The organism is Chitinophaga costaii (assembly GCF_900094705.1).
Classification (GTDB): domain Bacteria; phylum Bacteroidota; class Bacteroidia; order Chitinophagales; family Chitinophagaceae; genus Chitinophaga; species Chitinophaga costaii.
In genome coordinates, this window is the sequence record NZ_FMAR01000002.1 from 164,640 (window position 1) to 183,439 (window position 18,800).

The 18,800-nt window shown below is 48.0% G+C and carries 14 protein-coding genes; 7 read left to right on the top strand and 7 right to left on the bottom strand.

From position 1 onward, the window contains the following. Positions 1 to 127: 127 nt before the first annotated feature. From GA0116948_RS03815 to GA0116948_RS03830, 4 genes are all read right to left on the bottom strand, one after another. On the bottom strand, positions 128 to 1,603 hold the full coding sequence (locus tag GA0116948_RS03815) for a glutamate synthase subunit beta (RefSeq protein ID WP_089709203.1): 1,476 nt from the start codon (positions 1,601 to 1,603) through the stop codon (positions 128 to 130). Positions 1,604 to 1,648: 45 nt separating this feature from the next. Further along, on the bottom strand, positions 1,649 to 6,166 hold the full coding sequence (gene gltB, locus GA0116948_RS03820) for a glutamate synthase large subunit (RefSeq protein ID WP_089709205.1): 4,518 nt from the start codon (positions 6,164 to 6,166) through the stop codon (positions 1,649 to 1,651). Between the two features lie 380 nt (positions 6,167 to 6,546). Then, positions 6,547 to 8,085 (bottom strand): glycoside hydrolase family 10 protein, encoded by a 1,539-nt coding sequence (locus tag GA0116948_RS03825; RefSeq protein WP_089709206.1) that lies wholly within the window; start codon positions 8,083 to 8,085, stop codon positions 6,547 to 6,549. A 182-nt stretch (positions 8,086 to 8,267) separates the two neighbouring features. Continuing rightward, positions 8,268 to 8,723 carry a methylglyoxal synthase gene (locus GA0116948_RS03830; protein WP_089709208.1) on the bottom strand — a complete coding sequence of 152 codons (456 nt, stop codon included), beginning with the start codon at positions 8,721 to 8,723 and terminating at the stop codon, positions 8,268 to 8,270. 209 nt (positions 8,724 to 8,932) lie between these two features. On the opposite strand from GA0116948_RS03830, the gene GA0116948_RS03835 reads away from it, so the two are divergent. From GA0116948_RS03835 to GA0116948_RS03845, 3 genes are all read left to right on the top strand, one after another. Continuing rightward, a complete protein-coding gene (locus GA0116948_RS03835; RefSeq protein WP_089709210.1) occupies positions 8,933 to 9,529 on the top strand; it encodes a NifU family protein in 597 nt (198 codons plus the stop codon). 95 nt (positions 9,530 to 9,624) lie between these two features. Continuing rightward, the gene (gene pnuC / locus GA0116948_RS03840) at positions 9,625 to 10,248 is read left to right on the top strand and encodes a nicotinamide riboside transporter PnuC (RefSeq protein ID WP_089709212.1); all 624 of its coding nucleotides are present in this window, start codon (positions 9,625 to 9,627) and stop codon (positions 10,246 to 10,248) included. 9 nt (positions 10,249 to 10,257) lie between these two features. Continuing rightward, positions 10,258 to 10,773 (top strand): AAA family ATPase, encoded by a 516-nt coding sequence (locus GA0116948_RS03845; protein WP_089709216.1) that lies wholly within the window; start codon positions 10,258 to 10,260, stop codon positions 10,771 to 10,773. A 48-nt stretch (positions 10,774 to 10,821) separates the two neighbouring features. Here the strand turns inward: GA0116948_RS03845 and mtgA are convergent, their stop codons facing one another. Further along, positions 10,822 to 11,535 carry a monofunctional biosynthetic peptidoglycan transglycosylase gene (mtgA, locus tag GA0116948_RS03850; RefSeq protein ID WP_089709218.1) on the bottom strand — a complete coding sequence of 238 codons (714 nt, stop codon included), beginning with the start codon at positions 11,533 to 11,535 and terminating at the stop codon, positions 10,822 to 10,824. A gap of 119 nt (positions 11,536 to 11,654) precedes the next feature. Here mtgA and GA0116948_RS03855 point away from each other — a divergent pair, with 119 nt between their 5' ends. Beyond that, positions 11,655 to 12,272: an L-threonylcarbamoyladenylate synthase gene (locus tag GA0116948_RS03855; protein ID WP_089709220.1), complete on the top strand. Its 618-nt coding sequence runs from the start codon at positions 11,655 to 11,657 to the stop codon at positions 12,270 to 12,272. 37 nt (positions 12,273 to 12,309) lie between these two features. Then, complete coding sequence (locus GA0116948_RS03860; protein ID WP_089709222.1) at positions 12,310 to 12,624, top strand: hypothetical protein; 315 nt, start codon at positions 12,310 to 12,312, stop codon at positions 12,622 to 12,624. Positions 12,625 to 12,631: 7 nt separating this feature from the next. On the opposite strand, the gene GA0116948_RS03865 is transcribed toward GA0116948_RS03860, so the two are convergent. Next, complete coding sequence (locus tag GA0116948_RS03865) at positions 12,632 to 13,318, bottom strand: response regulator transcription factor (RefSeq protein WP_089709224.1); 687 nt, start codon at positions 13,316 to 13,318, stop codon at positions 12,632 to 12,634. A 32-nt stretch (positions 13,319 to 13,350) separates the two neighbouring features. Then, on the bottom strand, positions 13,351 to 14,805 hold the full coding sequence (locus GA0116948_RS03870) for a sensor histidine kinase (protein WP_089709226.1): 1,455 nt from the start codon (positions 14,803 to 14,805) through the stop codon (positions 13,351 to 13,353). 143 nt (positions 14,806 to 14,948) lie between these two features. Between GA0116948_RS03870 and GA0116948_RS03875 the strand changes: the two genes are divergently transcribed. Both GA0116948_RS03875 and GA0116948_RS03880 read left to right on the top strand, forming a co-directional pair. Continuing rightward, the gene (locus GA0116948_RS03875; RefSeq protein WP_165798397.1) at positions 14,949 to 15,689 is read left to right on the top strand and encodes a GLPGLI family protein; all 741 of its coding nucleotides are present in this window, start codon (positions 14,949 to 14,951) and stop codon (positions 15,687 to 15,689) included. A gap of 172 nt (positions 15,690 to 15,861) precedes the next feature. Continuing rightward, a complete protein-coding gene (locus GA0116948_RS03880) occupies positions 15,862 to 18,759 on the top strand; it encodes a TonB-dependent receptor family protein (protein ID WP_089709230.1) in 2,898 nt (965 codons plus the stop codon). The last annotated feature ends 41 nt before the right edge of the window (positions 18,760 to 18,800 follow it).

Consider the following 18,800-nt stretch of genomic DNA (forward strand, 5'->3'; position numbering starts at 1 on the left):
TGTATTCATAAAAAAATAAAAGGCCGGGTAAAGACCCGGCCCGGCTGAAGGTTACAACAAAATCTAAACCTGCTTATGAGAAAGCTAAGGCTCTTTATACGAAGTGCATTGCTGCACGCGTGTGCTTTTAGATGGCCATGGCCTGTAAGGAAGCATCTTTGCTTTCCAGTTGAGAATTGCCCATCAGGAACTCATCCACTTTACGAGCGCACTCGCGGCCTTCGCTGATGGCCCATACTACAAGGCTTTGTCCGCGGCGCATATCGCCGGCAGCAAATACTTTCGGTATGGAGGTTTGGTAAGACTTTTCGGCGGCTTTTACATTGCCTCTTTCGTCGCGTTCTACGCCCAGGTTATCCAGCATGCCCTTGTGTTGGGGGTGTAGGAAGCCCATGGCCAGGAAGGCGCGTTCGCAAGGTATTTCACGTTCGGAGCCAGCTACTTCTACAAAGCGAGCCGGGCGTCCGTCGTCGGTGTGCGTCCATTCCAGGTCCACCAGTTGAATGCCTTTGAGATTACCTTTTGCATCGCCAATGAAGGCTTTGGTGCCAATGGCCCAGTGCCGACTAGCGCCTTCTTCGTGTGAGGAAGATGTTTTCAGGATCATGGGGTAAGTAGGCCAGGGCATAAACTGGGTACGCCCTTCTGGTGGTTTGGGTAGTAGTTCCAACTGAGTAACGCTTATAGCGCCCTGGCGGTTCGAGGTGCCTACACAATCGGAGCCGGTGTCGCCACCGCCGATTACAATTACGTTCTTACCTGTAGTGAGTATGTCTTCGCCTGATACCGGGCGGCCACTTATGCGTTTGTTCTGCTGTTTTAGGAAGTCCATGGCAAAGTGAATACCTTTAAGCTCACGGCCCGGGATCGTTAGATCGCGGGGAATAGTGGAGCCGCCAGCCAGCACAATGGCGTGGAATTCTCGCAGCAGATCATTCACCGAAGCGTCTATTCCGATATTAGTATTACATTGAAATATTACGCCTTCTTCTTCTAACAGGGAAATGCGGCGGTCTATCACCCATTTTTCCAGTTTAAAATCAGGGATACCATAGCGCAGCAGGCCTCCGGGAGCGTCGTCGCGCTCAAATACGGTTACTTGGTGCCCGGCAGAATTCAGTTGTGCAGCGGCGGCCAGCCCTGCAGGGCCAGATCCAACTACGGCAATCTTTTTGCCAGTGCGTACGCGAGGTGTCCTGGCATGCACCAGGCCTTTGTCGAAGGCTATTTCAATAATGTGTTTCTCTATTTCTTCAATCGTAACCGGGGGTTGGTTTATGCCAAGCACGCAGGCGCTTTCACAGGGTGCAGGGCAAATACGGCCTGTAAATTCAGGGAAGTTATTGGTAGAGGTCAGGATTTCATATGCTTCCTGCCAATCGTTGCGGAACACGGCATCATTGAACTCGGGGATTACGTTGCCAAGCGGGCATCCGCTGTGGCAGAAGGGTACGCCGCAGTTCATACAACGTGCCGCCTGATGATTCAGGGTAGGCGCATCGTAGCGTTTTTGAAACTCGTTATAATTTTTGATCCGCTCTGCCGGACTTTCCTTGCCTGGCAACTCTCTTGTAAACTCCAGGAATCCAGTTGGTTTACCCATCTCTTATCGTTAAAGCGTGTAAGTTGAAAAGTGGTATTATTATTATTAGCCTTTTACCAGCAGTTTTTCTCCTGCTTTCAGCACCGCCTTGTATTCTTTCGGGAATACCTTGGTAAAGTGGCGTAATTGGTTATCCCAGTCTTTAAGGATAAACTTGGCCACTGCACTATTCGTGTAGGCGTGGTGTTTAGTGATCAAATCGTGCAGGGCGATGGCGTCTTGTTCGTCTAGCGGATCCAAGTCTATCATGTCTTTATTACAAAGGGTGGCGAAGGATTGTTTCACATCGTATACATAAGCGATACCACCGCTCATGCCCGCGCCGAAGTTGCGACCAGTTTCACCCAGGATTACCGTACGGCCACCTGTCATATATTCGCAGCCATGATCGCCTACGCCTTCTACTACTACAGTGGCGCCGGAATTGCGTACGCAGAAACGTTCGCCTGCTTTACCACGAATGTAGGCTTCGCCGGAGGTAGCACCATAAAGGGCCACGTTGCCCGCGATGATGTTTTCTTCCGCTTTAAAAGCTGCTTCAGTTGGTGGGTACAGGATCAGCTTAGCGCCAGACAGCCCTTTACCGAAGTAGTCGTTCGCTTCGCCTTCCAGTTCCAGGGTCAGTCCCTTTGTATTGAAGGCGCCAAAGCTCTGGCCGGCGGAGCCGGTGAAACGGAAGTGTAAAGTATCTTCTGGAAGCCCTTCACCCTTATATTTTTTAGAGATCTCGTTAGATAGGATGGTGCCGATGGTGCGGTCTGTATTGCGCACCGGAAAACTTTGGTACACGCGGGAGCCTTTTTCCAGCGCGGGTTTGGCGTGCTTGAGCAATTGCCAGTCCAAGACTTCGGAAATGCCATGATCTTGCTCTTCTTGTTTGTACATAGCAGTTACCGCAGAAGCAGGTTCCTGGTAGAGTACAGGAGAAAGATCGAGGTGTTTAAATTTCCAGTGATTAATGCCTTCGCGTACCTGTAAGCTGCCTACCTGGCCCACCATTTCATTTACCGTGCGGAAGCCCAGTTCTGCCATGATTTCGCGGAACTCTTCCACGATGAAGTGGAAGAAGTTTACGATATGATCTGGGTTGCCATTAAAACGGGCGCGCAATTCGGGGTCTTGTGTGGCAATGCCTACAGGGCAGGTGTTCACATGGCATTTGCGCATCATGATACAACCTTCCACCACGAGTGCGGCGGTGGCAATGCCCCATTCTTCAGCACCTAGCAAAGTGGCGATAGCGATATCGCGTCCGGTGCGGAGCTGCCCGTCGGACTGTACTACTACGCGGCCACGGAGCTTGTTGCGTACCAGGGTTTGGTGGGTTTCGGCCAGGCCAAGCTCCCAGGGCAGGCCGGCGTGTTTAATAGAACTGATCGGAGAAGCGCCGGTGCCGCCATCGAAGCCTGATACCAGGATCACATCTGCGTGGGCCTTGGCCACACCGGCGGCGATGGTGCCTACACCGGCCTTGCTCACCAATTTTACGCTGATGCGGGCGGCACGGTTGGCATTCTTCAGATCATATATTAGTTGTGCCAGATCTTCAATCGAATAAATGTCGTGGTGGGGAGGCGGCGAAATAAGTCCTACGCCGGGGGTAGAGTGCCGTACTTTGGCAATCCACTCGTCCACTTTATGGCCGGGAAGCTGGCCACCCTCGCCGGGTTTGGCTCCCTGGGCCATTTTAATCTGCAATTCGTCTGCGTTGGTAAGATAGTAACTAGTTACCCCAAAACGGGCAGAGGCTACTTGTTTGATGGCAGAGCGCATGGAGTCGCCGTTGGCAAATTCCTGGTAGCGGATCTCGTCTTCACCGCCTTCGCCAGTATTGCTTTTGGCACCAATGCGGTTCATGGCGATGGCAATAGTAGAGTGGGCCTCGTGAGAAATAGAGCCGAAACTCATTGCACCGGAGGCAAAACGTTTCAGGATAGCGCTGGCTGGTTCTACCTCTTCAATGGGGATAGACGAGCGGGTGCGTTTAAACGTGAGCAGGCTGCGGAGCGTGCAGGCACGTTCGTCCTGGTCGTTAATGCTGCGGGAATATTTCTTGAAAGTAGCGTAATCGTTTTGGCGAGTAGCGTATTGCAGTAAGTGAATGGTGGTCGGATTAAACAAATGGAACTCGCCTTTGCGTTTCCACTGGTAAATGCCGCCTACCTGCAAACGCTGCACAGGAGACTCTTTGCGACCATAACCTACCCAGTGCTTAGCCAGGGTTTCGCGGGCTATTTCGTCCAGGCCAATACCCTGAATGCGGGATACGGCACCATTAAAATATTTATCCACGACGGCCTGGTTAATGCCAAGTATTTCAAAAATCTGGGCACCTTGGTAAGATTGCAAGGTGGAAATGCCCATCTTGGAAAATACTTTCAGCAAGCCGTCGCATACGGCTTTGATGTAATTCTTTTTCAGCGTGTCCACATCCAGTTCAGTGCCTAGCTTACCCTGCAACTTCATGTCGCGGATGGTGCTGATGGCCAGGTATGGATTAATGGCGGTAACGCCAAAGCCTAGTAAACAGGCAAAGTGATGTACTTCCCATACGTCACCCGCTTCTACGATAAGCCCAACCTGGCCACGATAACCTTTGCGGATAAGGTGGTGGTGTACAGCGGAAGCGGCCAGCAGGGAAGGAATAGAAGCGTGCTCGGAATCGATGGAACGATCGGAAAGAATAATTACTTCAAAACCATCCTCTACAGCATCTATAGCATAGCGGCACAGGCGGGCAAGGCCTTTTTCCAGCGAACCTGGTTTACCGTCTGCCTTAAAATAAGTGTGCAGGGTTTTGGCCTGGAAAATACCGGTATCGATGCTGCGGATTTTTTCCAGCTCATGGTTCGTGAGGATGGGATGGCGCAGCGCCACGCTATGGCAGTGCAGCGGATCTTCATCCAGCAGGTTGCCATTGTTGCCCACGAAGGTGGCCAGCGACATCACTAACCGTTCACGGATAGGATCTATGGGTGGGTTGGTTACCTGAGCAAATAGTTGTTTAAAATAACTGCTCAAGTGCTGAGGCTGATCGCTCAGTACAGCCAGTGGCACATCTGTACCCATAGAACCAATAGGCTCTTTGCCATCAAGGGCCATGGGCGCGATGATGGTGTCCAAGTCTTCAGTAGAATAACCGAAGGCACGTTGGTATTTAAATATTTGATCGTGTTCCAGGTGGGAAAAAGTAACGCGCGGCTCCGGCAGTTCTTCGAGGCGGATCTGGTATTTATTGATCCACTCGCTGTAAGGCTGCTGGGAAGTGATCTGTTTTTTCAATTCTTCGTCGCCAATAATACGGCCTTCGCTCATGTCTACGATGAACATTTTGCCAGGCTGGAGACGGCCTTTTTCTTTTACATTTTTGGGATCGATGGGCAGTACACCTGCTTCAGATGCCATAATCACCCGATCGTCTTTGGTTACCACGAAGCGGCTGGGACGCAGCCCGTTACGGTCTAGCGTGGCGCCGATAATTTTTCCATCGGTAAAAGAAATGGAAGCCGGGCCATCCCAGGGTTCCATCAGGGCAGCGTGGTATTCGTAAAAGGCTTTTTTCTGTGGGTCCATGGTTTCGTTGCCGTCCCATGCTTCGGGGATGAGCATCATCATTACATGAGGCAGGGAGCGACCACAGAGGGTAAGCAGTTCAATCACATTATCAAGCGACGCAGAATCCGACTGCCCATCTGCCACGAGGGGTGATAGCATATCCATTTCTTCAGGGGAGAAGAACTGGGACACAAAATCGCGTTCCCCGGAGCGCAGCCAGTTCAGGTTTCCCTTCAGGGTATTGATTTCCCCATTGTGCGCAATATAGCGGTAAGGGTGGGCCAGTTTCCAGCTAGGGAAAGTGTTGGTGGCAAAGCGGCTATGAATCAGGGCAAAGGCAGACACCAGTTTCTCATCGCTTAGATCAGGATAGTAATGACGTACCTGGTAAGTGGTAAGCTGGCCTTTGTACACGATTGTTTTATAGGAAAGCGACGCTATATAAAAAGAAGCCTTATCGCCGGGAATAGCGTTGCGTACGGTTTTGGAAACGTAATTGCGCAGCACAAACAGCTTGCGCTCAAACGCGTCCGGGCTGCTGATGTGATAAGGAGCGGCAACAAACACCTGTTCTATTTCCGGCTCCACAGCCAGGGCAGATTCACCAATACCATCGGGGCGCACCGGCACTTTGCGATAGCCTAAAATTTCGAGGCCTAACTTTTCCGCTGCGCGTTGAAGAATTTCGCGGCACTCTTCGCGCCAGCGTGGATCTTTCGGGAAAAAAACCATCCCTACTCCATATTTACCAAATTCCGGCAGGCGAATACCTATTTTCAGACATTCATCATAAAGGAATTCGTGGGGCATTTGGAATAGGATACCAGCTCCATCGCCGGTGGTAAGTTCGCATCCGCAAGCGCCGCGATGCTCCATGTTTTCTAACATGGTAAGTGCATCACGTACAATCTGGTGTGATTTACGGCCCTTAATATGGGCTGTGAAACCGGTACCACAAGCGTCATGTTCAAACTCTGGGCGGTAAAGCCCTTGACTCACTTCCTGCATTTCGATTAGATTTTAACCCTACACTACTCCCGGCAGCTAGCGCCACTCAGGTGGAATTACCATCGTTGTTCTGGGAACGCTTTAAAGATACTAATAAAAGGTGGTAAATTTTATATAAACGGAGGTTATACGTCAAAACTTTAGAAAAGTTATAAAATTATGGCCTAGTTCTTTAAAGAATACCAAAATCAAGGGGGTATTGGGTAACCAAAATTGCCAAGGGTAAATGGTATTGTAAATTGTTGCTAGACCAAGCGATAAAATAGAGTTGCCAGGAGTGTTATTGTAAATTATCCTGAAGACTGGATTTAGTGCAGAAAATCCGGGAAAAAGCATCTAGAGAAAAGTTGGTCGGGGGGCCTTTACGCCAGGCGAAAGAGCTACTCAAAGATGAATTTCCGTCGGCCATTGGCATCCACTGTCACCATCAGAGGCAGGTCGTGCGAGCTTTCATTTTCCAGGCGGTTCAGTGCTGTAACATAGTAGGTATAATTTTTTCCTTTCACGTAAGAGGCGTCCATCCAAACCGGGTCAGGCATCTGCGGAACAATGGCGAGAATTTTAGAAGCGTCGTTAAAATTGACTGGTTCTTTTTCTTCAAAACGGTACAGCACATATTGCTGGGTGAGCCCGGAAGTATCATTATCTGCCCAGTGTATTTCCAATCCACCTGGTTTTTCAAATGCGTCACTAAAATAAGGCGCAATGGGCAGGGGGTACTTTATCCAGGCCATTTCCGGGCGCAGTGCCGGGTATTTATACAGGTGTGTGCGCAGCGAGTCCTGTATGCCGTAAGGGTTGCCAGCAAAGGATTTCGCGCTGTAAAAGATACTGCCCTGCACGGTGGAGAGAGAACGGGCGGCCTTGATCTGCATGGGCAGTTCGTTCGGATTTTTCCAAGGGGCGGTAGTGCCTAGTTTGTACACGCCGTGGCCAATATATATCTGGCGGCCATAGCCATGCTGTGCCCACCAGGCCACCAGCACATCGTAGGCCACCAGGCGGTGGTTGAATTCCCAATATAACTGGGGCGCCACGTAGTCTATCCAACCTTTTTTAAGCCATAACAACACGTCGGCGTAAAGATCATCGTAGTTGGTTTGGCCCCCGTGAGTGAAGGAACCATCAAAATCGCGGTCGTGATTGCGCCATACACCAAAGGGGCTGATGCCAAATTTTACATATGGCTTAATAGCCTTAATACTGGCGCTCACACGGGTAATGAGAGAATCAATATTTGCCCGGCGCCATTCATCTCGAGGCTGCCCATGGCCGAACTGGCGGTAGCTCGCGTTGTCATTAAAGTCACGCCCCGGTACAGGATATGGGTAAAAATAATCGTCGAAATGTACGGCGTCTATATCGTAGCGTTTTACCACATCGCTGATTACCTGCATAACATACACTCGCGTTTCGGGAATGCCGGGGTCAAAATACTTGCGGCCGTCGTAAGTGATAAACCAGGATGGGTGCAGGCGGGTTATGTGAGTAGGTGATACATTGCCCGTGGCGTTCATAGCGGCGCGGTAAGGATTAAACCAGGCATGGAATTCCATGCCGCGTTTATGAGTCTCCTCGATCATAAAGGAAAGGGGATCGTAATAAGGATTGGGGGCCATTCCCTGCACGCCGGTCAGGTATTCCGACCAGGGTTCCAGTTGGGAGGCGTAAAACGCATCGGCTGCGGGGCGTATCTGCACCACTACGGCGTTGAAACCATTGCTTTTAAACTGATCCAGGAGGCGAATAAATTCCTGCTGCTGTTGATAACTTGAAAGGTTTTTAGAAGAAGGCCAATCAATATTAGCTACTGTGGCGATCCATACCGCTCTTAGCTCCCGCTTGGGCGAAACCTGCCCCCAAGCCAAACCCACACTCATCCATAGGAATATTACAATAGCCAGAAATTGCTTCAACATTCAACGATGCTTTAATCCGTAAACATTTCTAAAACTGCGAAAATAGGAAATAGCGCTTAGTTTTCAGCGGGTTGTGCAGACGCAAAGTAAGGCGTTGCCCAAGTTGAAGCAAAGTGTGCGTGAATAAATAATGAGGTTGCTGTGCTATCTGGCACCAATATTCCTTACATCATGGCTTGCGCTTATTTAAGTTTACGTGAAATATATTGCGAGTAGTCTGGCAGCAATACCTCGTAAGCCTCGTGCATGAGTGGGGAGGTGAGCAGGAAGTCGGCGGTCGCACGGTTGCACGCCACCGGAATGTTCCATACGGCACCCAGGCGTAGCAGGGCTTTGATATCCGGATCGTGGGGCAGAGATTCCATAGGATCCCAGAAAAAAATTACCACATCGATAGCGCCTTCTGCCACCATGGCACCGATCTGCTGGTCGCCACCGAGGGGGCCGCTGAGCAGCTTACGTACGGGGACGTCCAATGTTTCCTCGATCAGTTTGCCGGTAGTACCCGTTGCATACAGTTCATGACGCACCAGTACCCCCTTGTTGTAAAGGGCCCACTCAATAAGCTCTGCCTTTTTATGATCATGCGCAATGAGTGCCACCCGCTTGCGGGGTTGAAGATGTTTAATGTTGGACATTCGTAGGGTATGTTTGTGCTGCAAAATAAGTAGGGAAATCCGGGATAAGAAATAATAGTTTATGGTAATACGACCTCAAGCATTATTAAAATCTATTGAGTATGAGTTAAATATAAGCTAAACTTATATCAGAATTGTTATTTTCACCATCCAGGATGCAGAACCCGCCGAAAGTTTGCTACCTTTGATAAGCAAAACTGTGTGTTATCATGATTAAAACAGGAAATCCCATCATCAGCATTTATACGGAGATGACGCCCAACCCTGAAACGATGAAGTTCGTGGCGAATAAATTACTGTATCCTGGCAAAAGCATCGACTTTCAGGACGAAGCCAGTGCCAAACCTTCCCCGCTTGCTACCGAGCTGTTTAGCTTTCCATTTATAAGAGGCGTGTTTATTATGGCCAATTTTATAACGCTGACCAAAACCAGCGATACAGATTGGAATGATATCATCCCCACTATCCGCACTTTCCTCAAGGACTATTTGGAAGAAAACCGTCCGGTGGTTAATCAAGAGGAAGTAGTAGTAACCAAGGCTACCGGCGGCAATTCTATTAGCGCCGACGATACGGATGTAGTACAACGCATTAAGGCTTTGTTGGAGGATCACGTAAAGCCGGCTGTTGAAATGGACGGTGGAGCTATCCAGTTTAAAAATTATGACAGCGGCGTGGTAACTGTAATGTTACAGGGTTCCTGCTCCGGTTGCCCCTCTTCTATGATTACGCTGAAAGCCGGTATTGAAGGCATGATGAAGCGTATGATTCCAGAAGTAACTGAAGTAGTGGCCGAAGCGGAATAATTATAACGTTTCCCCTTTCCGGAAAAATAATGAAGGATGCACAACCTGCGGCCAGCGGGTTGTGCTTTTTTGTGTGCATACCCTAACTTTGCCACATGAATATTGAATCCGTTATCCAGGGCATGCAAGCCGAATTCTCCCACATGAACTGGCTGGAGTTGGTAGGTGTTTTCTTTGGCGTGCTAAGTGTCCTCTATTCCAACCGGAACAAAATTTACGTATATCCTACCGGGTTAGTAAGCACGGGTATTTATATTTACCTGTTTTTTGCTGGCGGCCTATATGCGGATGCGGGACTGAACGTATATTACTTCGTAATGAGTGTGTATGGATGGTACCACTGGACCCGTAAAGACAACGCCGAGCATGTAACACCGGTAGCGTGGACTTCCCGCGGGGAGCTGGTTACAGCGGTGTTGATAGCCGTGCTGGGTTGGGGGCTGATCTATCTGCTACTACGGTATGCCTCCGATTCTATAGTACCTGTGTGGGATTCTTTCGTGGCGGCTACGGCATGCAGCGGTATGTGGCTACTGGCCAAACGGAAGGTGGAAAACTGGGTGCTGCTGAATATATCCAACCTGGCGGCAGAGCCTTTGCTTATTTACAAACATTATTACCTGACAGCAGCCCTCACGGTATTTCTGTTTGTAGTAGCTTGCTTTGGATTTGTAAACTGGAAGAAAATAGCGGCCCAGGAGGCGGCGGTTTTGTCGTAAAAACAGCGCATGCAGAAAGTAGTAATCATAGGTCCCGAAAGTACCGGGAAAAGTACGCTGAGCGCACAGTTGGCTGCCCGCTTTCAGACTTTGTGGGTGCCGGAATATGCGCGGGCTTATATTGAAGGTTTACAGCGGCCTTATGCCGAAGAAGACTTGTACCGCATTGCCCTGGGGCAACTGGCAGAAGAAGATGTGATGGCTGCAAAAGCGCCCCGGCCCCTACTTTTCTGCGATACAGACTTACAAGTGGTGAAGGTATGGAGTGAGCATCGGTATGGACATTGCGATATGCGTATACTGGAACACATTGCGCAACGGCGCTACGATTTGTACCTGCTTACCTACATTGACATTCCATGGGAAGATGATCCGCAACGGGAGCATGGAGATCTGCAAATGCGACAATACTTTTATAACGTTTACCGCGACATCGTGATACAATCGGGGTTGCCTTGGGCTGATATTCGCGGAGACTTTAATCAACGCCTGAAAACTGCGGCGGATGCGGTGAATGGTTTATAAAATTCACTGAAGGGTTTGTTTAGCGGCGATTTCCTTAAGTGCAGCAGATTATTTTCTTCCGGCCACCAGTGCAGAAATATCTGGATCTGGCGCGATGTAGCGCATTTGGGTAAGGGTATGCCGCTGGTACCATATTGTGATTTTTGATGGTGGTACTACGGTAAATTTCACTGGGTTGGAGAGGCAGCCCGCGATCATGGCGGCTTCTTCCCTTGTAAGATTGGCTGCAGGAATATGGTAATAGCTTTGCGCTGCGGCTTCCATGCCGTAAATACCATCGCCCGTTTGGGCTACGTTCAGGTACATTTCCAGGATGCGCTGTTTACCCCAAAGCTTTTCAATCATAAACGTAAAATACACTTCCAGTCCTTTGCGGAAGTAGCCCCCATGCTGCCACAGGAATACATTTTTGGCCACTTGCTGGCTAATGGTGCTGGCGCCGTGAATCTTTTTGCTTTGCTGATTATGTTTCATGGCCTTTTCAATGGATTTGAAATCGAATCCATCGTGGTCGGTAAATAGCTGATCTTCTTTGGCGATCACCGCCAGTTTAGCAAATTGGGAAATATGATTGTAGTCTACCCAATCATATTTAAACTCCTTATCCTTGGGCAAGTGCAGGCGATTATTCAGCATCGTGAGCGTAAAGGGGGGATGGATCCACTTCAGCAAAATGATATACACAAATTGCCCGATGATCAATGCCAACAGTACCAATCTTACTTTCCTCCAGGTTCTTGGGACGATGCCTTTTAAATTCATGCAGTAGGTTTACAAAAAGTGCCGAAAGATAAAAAGAATATCCGGACCCATTAAATATATTCAATTCTCTCCATATTTATAAACGTGCGGCATGGCATAGAAATAGCGTAAATTGGGGTATGTTACTTGAATTGCATCCGCAGAATCCAAATCCCCGCAATCTGAAACAGGTAGTGGAATGTTTAAAAAATGGAGGGGTGATCATTTACCCCACGGATACGGTATATGGTATGGGCTGCGATATTTTCCAGCACAAAGCCGTGGAGCGTATTTGCCGTATTAAAGATTTAGATCCCCGCAAAGCTCAGTTCTCTTTTATTTGCCACGACCTGAGCCATCTTTCAGACTATACTAAAAGTGTGGATACGCCCATTTTCCGCATATTGAAACGGGCGCTACCCGGGCCATATACCTTTATATTGCCCGCCAGCCGTGAAGTGCCAAAGATCATTAAAACCAGGAAAGATACCGTAGGTATTCGTGTGCCGGATAATGTAATCTGCCAAAGCATTGTGCGCGACCTGGGTAACCCACTGATGAGTACTAGTTTGCCAATAGATTATTATATTGAAGAATACACCGACCCAGAGATTATTCATGAAAAATTTGGCCACTTGGTAGATATTGTGATAGATGGCGGTGTAGGCGGAATGCAGTTTTCTACTGTGATCGATTGTACCAGTGGGGTACCGGAACTGGTAAGAGAAGGGCTGGGTAGCTGGGAAGCGGTGGCGTAATTTTAATAATAAGCGAGTTATGAAAACGTGTAGTGTTATGATCATCATCTTTTGTTGCCTGGGCCTTTCCGCCCAGGCACAGCAAGCCATGAACTGGAAACCCCTGAAGACGGATTTGTACGTTGTGCATCCTAAAAGCCAATGGATGCTTTTTTCGCAAATAATTGGTTCCAAACCCAGGCCCACCACTTATGTGAATGCTACTACCCCCCTGCCGGATAGTTACTACCAGCAGTGTTATGGATTTTTCTGTAAGCGGGAATGGGAATTACAGCAAAAGGTGCATGTGCCGGTAAAGCTGCGGTTGGGTACTTATCAAACTGCACAGGCGCAGGAAGGATATTCGCGGTGAAAGGTCCTTAAAAGATTAGTTTATAACCCACCCCACGAATGTTTACGATCTGTACGCGGGGATCTTCTTTTAGGTAGCGGCGTAATTTTGTAATAAACACGTCCATGCTACGGGCATTAAAGAAATTGTCATCTCCCCATAAGTCTAGCAGCACTTTCTTGCGTTCCATGATCTCGTTTTTATTGTCGTATAAGCGGCGCAGAATTTCTGCTTCGCGGTGCGACATAAATTCCGACACATTATTACGGGTAAGGGTTTGCTTCGTATAATTAAAAGCGTACTGGCCAATCACCACACTACCATCGTCTGCGTCTGGTGGGGGTACCTGTTCGTTATAGCGCTGTAGCAAAGATTTGATGCGTACAATCAGCTCATCCATGCTAAATGGCTTCTTCAGGTAATCATTGCCACCCACTTCAAAACCCTTCACCACATCTGCAGTCTGTGATTTGGCGGTGAGGAAAATGATGGGGGTAATTTTATCTTCCTTACGGATTTCCTGCGTAAGCATAAAACCATCCATATTGGGCATCATGATATCTAACACCACCACGTCGGGGTGCTGTTCTTTGAATAACGCAAGGCCCTCGCGACCGTCGGTGGCATAAAGCATTTCAAAGCCTCGCATCTCCAGGCTGTCTTTCACGATCTGCCCCAGTTGCCACTCGTCTTCCACCAGTAATACTTTAGACATAGTCGTTTGTTTTTTAGTGCGCCGGCAATTGTTTAGGCAACAGATATGCGAATAATAAATTCACTGCCGACGCCCGTTTCGCTTTGTAATAAAATGGTGCCGCCATGCATTTCCACCACTTTTTTTACATAACTCAGGCCCAGGCCAAAACCTTTTACTTTATGCAGGTTGCCCGTGGGTACCCGGAAAAATTTGTCAAATACATTTTCCTGATAATTACGGGGAATGCCTATGCCATTGTCGATAACCCGAAGCTCCAGAAATCCTTTATCCAGGCTGGCCATTAGTCGGATGTTTACCGAGTCGCCACTGTACTTGATGGCGTTGTCTACCAGGTTGCTTACCGCGTTGGACAGGTGGATACGGTCTATCATTACCAGCTGGTCACCTACCCTGTTGTCAAAAATAAATTTTATTTCCTTACTGGATACCATTTCATAGTTGCTCAGCATACCTTCTATCAGGTCGCCCAGCATGGTAGGTTCTTTAAACAGTTCTATCTCTTCTTTTTCTTCTGCGGCAATCTGCAGAACTTTTTCCACCAGGTCCGAAAGCCGTGATAGTTCTTGCTTGGAGATGGAGAGATAATTCTGCGTTTTGCGGGTGTCGTTTAACGCATTGAAGTTCTGCATGGCCTCCACCGCCGCAGACACGGTAGCAATGGGGGTTTTCAGCTCATGCGTCATGTTATTGATAAAGTCATTTTTTACTTCGGAGAGCTTTTTTTGTTTGAGGATGGTTTGCAACATATAGGTGAAGCCTGCTGTGGTAAGAAAAACCAGCATCAGGGAGCTGATCACGGCCCACAACATTTTATGTATAATATAACCAAACGTCTCTTCAAAACTGGCTTGTACAAAAGTATTACTTAGCGGTGTAAGCGGGGTTTTAAAGGTTTTTTCTGGTTCACTACGGCGCAGGCTGTCGCGGAAGGCTGGATTCAGCCGGTCGATACCTTTCATCGTGATGTGGAAGGTATCTAGCCGGTAAGGCGCATAGATGTCGCGGTTATGCAGCTCCGTTTTCAGGATAGAGTCTAGGCGTAGCAAATTAATGCTATTATTATACATTTGGTTCAATATGAGGAGGTTGGATATTTGCCGGGCCATGGTATCAGCATATACCCGAGAGAGCGAATCGGTCGAAAGCTGCAAGAAGGAGGTGTCATCTTCCCGGTCTATCACCGGTTTGCGGATCATGCCCAAGGTGCGATGCAGGTCTTTATAACGGTTAAAATCCGCAGTAGACAGCTTAATTCGCATATGTTCATACTGCGAGTCTGTTGTCGCCTCCCTAAAACGAACATTATTGGCAATGTCTACAAATTGTTTCTTAAAAACAGCGCTGCGCAGGGCGTCATTTACCTCATGGTTAAACTGGTCCATCCGCATCCGGTAGGAATTATACAGCCAATAGCCCTGGAAAAGGTAAATTCCAAGGATACAACTGCACATTAATAACAGGATATTTCGAATTCTTTGACGCATTCTATTGGATGGTGTTTCGCAAAACTACCGGTTTCCCGCTAGTAGCCTGGCGATCCTTAACAATAATTAACAGTAAATAATAATGATTAACGGATAAAAGTTCTCAGTAAGCAGGAACTTTGATGCAGCAAAAAAGCAGCAACATGCATAAGTTCGTTAAATTTCTGATATGCGCCACAGTGGCGTTACCTTTTGGCCAGTGGGCCAAGGCCCAGGTTTCGGGCGTGATTGACTATGAGGTAACCATGGAAGTTGAAAGACGGGGTGGTCCTGGCGGCGGTGGATTTGGCGGCGGCGGGCAGGGCGGTGGTGAAGAAGGCGCTCCTCCCCAGGTGATGAACTTTACCCAGCATTTTACTTTTAATGCCAGCATGGGCAAGGTTGACGTAGAGCGTCCAAACTTTGGTCGCGGCGGCAACTTTCAGCCACCATTCACGAATACTACCTATGTGAATGTAGTTAATAAAAAAGTGCTTCAGGCCGTTACAGAGCGCGAAGGAGACAAGAAGACGTACTATACGGAAGACAATTTTGTAACCCCCATCAGTGTAGATACTTCCTCTACCAAAACCAAGAAAATAGCTGGGTACAACTGTAAAAAAGCAATTGTGAAACAGCGGAATGAGAATTATACCGTGTGGTACACAACAGAACTTGGTATTAACTACTCCCCTGTGAATGGACTGCTACCAGGCAATGGCGTGGTGCTCAGCGCAGAAAGCGACAAGCGCTCCTTCGTGGCCACCAAAGTGTCTTTGAAACCAGTGGAAGACAGCACGATAGCCCTTCCTGCCGGCGCGGAAAAAATAACCGACGAGGAGATGCGCGAAAAACGGCATACAGCGATGGAAAAGATGAGAGAACAATTCCAGCAACAACAATAAAAACTTATTACCCTGCGCCCGCTTAACTCCAGCGGGCGCAGATTTATTCACTACCACGCAGAGATCTGGCAGAACGGTACAGGAACCTGGTTATCGGTGTACTCTTACCTTTTTATCGAAGTATCTTGCAAACCGGCTTAAGTATCCAACCAACCAAATTCGCTCCCCTGTCATGAATAAAATTGCACTGATTATTTGCTGCGTGTTTTATACCGTCGTGTCTTTTGGTCAAACCCAGATCAAAGGCAAACTGGTGGATAAAGACTCAAAAGATGCGATGCCAGCTGCGGCAGTGGCGCTTTTGCGCAGCTCAGATTCCTCCGTGGTGCAAACTGCGGTGACCGATAATAACGGCAATTTTATAATGAGCGGCATGGGCAATGGCACTTTTCGCGTGTTCGTGACCTTTCTTGGATATAAGCCAATTTACCAAACGGTAGAACTCTCTGCTGCCAAATCGCAGGTGGATCTTGGCATGGTAGGCCTTTCCCGCAAAGGCCTTGCTCTAAATGAAGTGGAGATTGTACAAGAAAAACCGCCGGTGGTGGTAAAAACAGATACCCTGGAATTTAACGCCAGTTCCTTCAAGACCCGCGAAAATGCCGTGGTAGAAGATCTAGTGAAAAAACTGCCTGGTGTGCAGGTGGATAAAGATGGTACCATTACCGCGCAGGGCCAGCAGGTTACCCGCGTACTGGTAGATGGCAAGCCTTTCTTCGGCACCGATCCAAAATTGGCAACTAAAAACCTGCCGGCAGACATCGTAGATAAAGTACAGATTATTGATCGTAAATCGGACCAGGCGCAATTTACCGGCATTGATGATGGTAATATTGAAAAAGCAATAAACATAGTACTGAAACCCGAAAAGCGTAAAGGCTATTTTGGCCGTGCCACTGCAGGATACGGCACCGATGACCGTTTTATGGGATCACTCACCGCCAACCGTTTCCGCGAAAACCAGCAGCTCTCTATCATTGGCGGGGGCAATAATGTAAATAACCTGGGCTACACCGCACAGGATGTATTTAACTTCTCCAGTGGCAGTGGCGGCGGCGGACGTGGTGGCGGCATGAACGTGAAAAGTGGCTCTGTGAGCGCAGGCGGCCTGTCTATTGGCTCCGGTTCCACAGGCATTACCCGCAACTGGAATGGCGGCCTTAATTTTAATCAAGATTTCAATACCAAGTTGAAAGTAAATGCTAGTTATTTTTATAACGATTCCAAAACCAATACCCAACAAACCAGCACCACACAATATTTCCTGCGGGATATTGATCAAACCGGCAGAGATAGTTCCTATTTCTATGACGCCAAAACAAAAGGTCTTTCTGAAAACGCCAACCACCGAGTGGATATGCGGTTGGAATATGCGCCGGATAGCATGAACTCGTTCATCCTTACGCCTACGTTCACTTACAACAAAGGCCATAATGAGAACGACAACGATTATTCTTCTTTCGATACCAGCCGTACTAAGTTATTGAATGCAGGTAATACCGTCAGCGAAAGCGACGCCAATTCACCCAATATTTCCGGCAACCTTTTGTACCGCAAGCGCTTTGCGAAACAAGGCCGCACCCTAAGCGTAAACCTGAGCGGCGGATACACTACCACAGACCGTACTAACCTTAATCTTTCTAATACGCAGTATACATTGAAGGGAGGGGAAATTTCCTACGACTCCATTAACCAGCAAAACAAACAACACAACGAAACAAATAACGAAGGCATACACTTGAACTATACGGAGCCGATCTTCAAAAACCGCTACCTGGAACTGGCGTATAATTACAGTCAGAATAATACCGTATCTACCAAATATACGTACGACTTTAACCAAAACACCCACCAATACGACCAGTTGAACGATAGTTTAAGTAACTCGTTTAATAATACCACCCAAACACAAATGGGAAGTATTAACATCCGCACCCAAAAACTGAAATACGGTTATACCATTGGCGTTAGTTTACAGGATAACAGCCTTAAAAGTTACAACGTTACGAAAGACAGTACCGTGCGGCAGCACACGCTGAATTTCTTCCCGCTGGCTTTGTTCAACTATAATTTTGCGAAGGGCAAGCGTCTACAATTTACCTACCGGGGTAGCACCACGCAACCTACCTTATCGCAGTTGCAGCCCGTACCAGACAATAGCAACCCGCAATACATACAATTGGGTAATCCAGAACTAAAGCCAACATTTACCCACAACATTCAATTACGGTATAACTCCTTCAACCAGGTTACTATGCGGGGCTTCTTCTCTAATGTGAGTGCGAATGTGTCACAGAACCAGATTGTAAACCAAACCACAAATGATGCACAGGGCCGGCAGATTGTAAAACCCGTGAACGTGAATGGTAATTATACATTGAATGGTTTTATGACCAACATCATTCCGGTAAAAGGCCTGGAAAATACCAGTTTTAATTTGTCTACCAACGCAAGTTATGGTCAGAGCCACAGCTACTCCGGCAATGTGGATACCACGAAGACTGCCGAAAACGGCGATGTTCAGAGCACCCCATCACTGAACCGCACCCTGAATGTAAAACAAAGTGTACGCTTCGACTATACGTACAAAGAACTGTTCGATTTTAATACCTCCGGCAGTGTAAATTGGAACAACACTTCCAGTTCGCTGCAAAACACGACGAACTATTTCGACTACAACTTTACTTTTGATTTCAATGTGAACCTGCCGTTGGGATTTATCATCGGTAGCAATGTAGACTATACCGTGACTACAGGCCGTGGGGCGGCATACAACCAAAAGATCACAATGTTGAATGGGTTTGTATCGAAGAGTGTGTTCAAGAAAAAACAGGGGCTTATCAAGATAGAAGGTTACGACCTGCTGCGACAGAATGTAAGCATCAGCCGTTCGGTAAGTGATAACTATATACAAGACGTGAACAATGTAGTACTACAGCGCTACTTTATGATCAGCTTTACCTACTTTCTCAATAAGTTTGGAGCAGGCAACCAGCAAAGAGGCCCGAGAGGTCCAGGAGGCCCGGGTTTTGGCATGCCGGGCGGCGGTCGTTTTGGCAGAGGAGGATGAAAATAATTACTGGAAACCTTACAGTATGTGAAACAATGGCC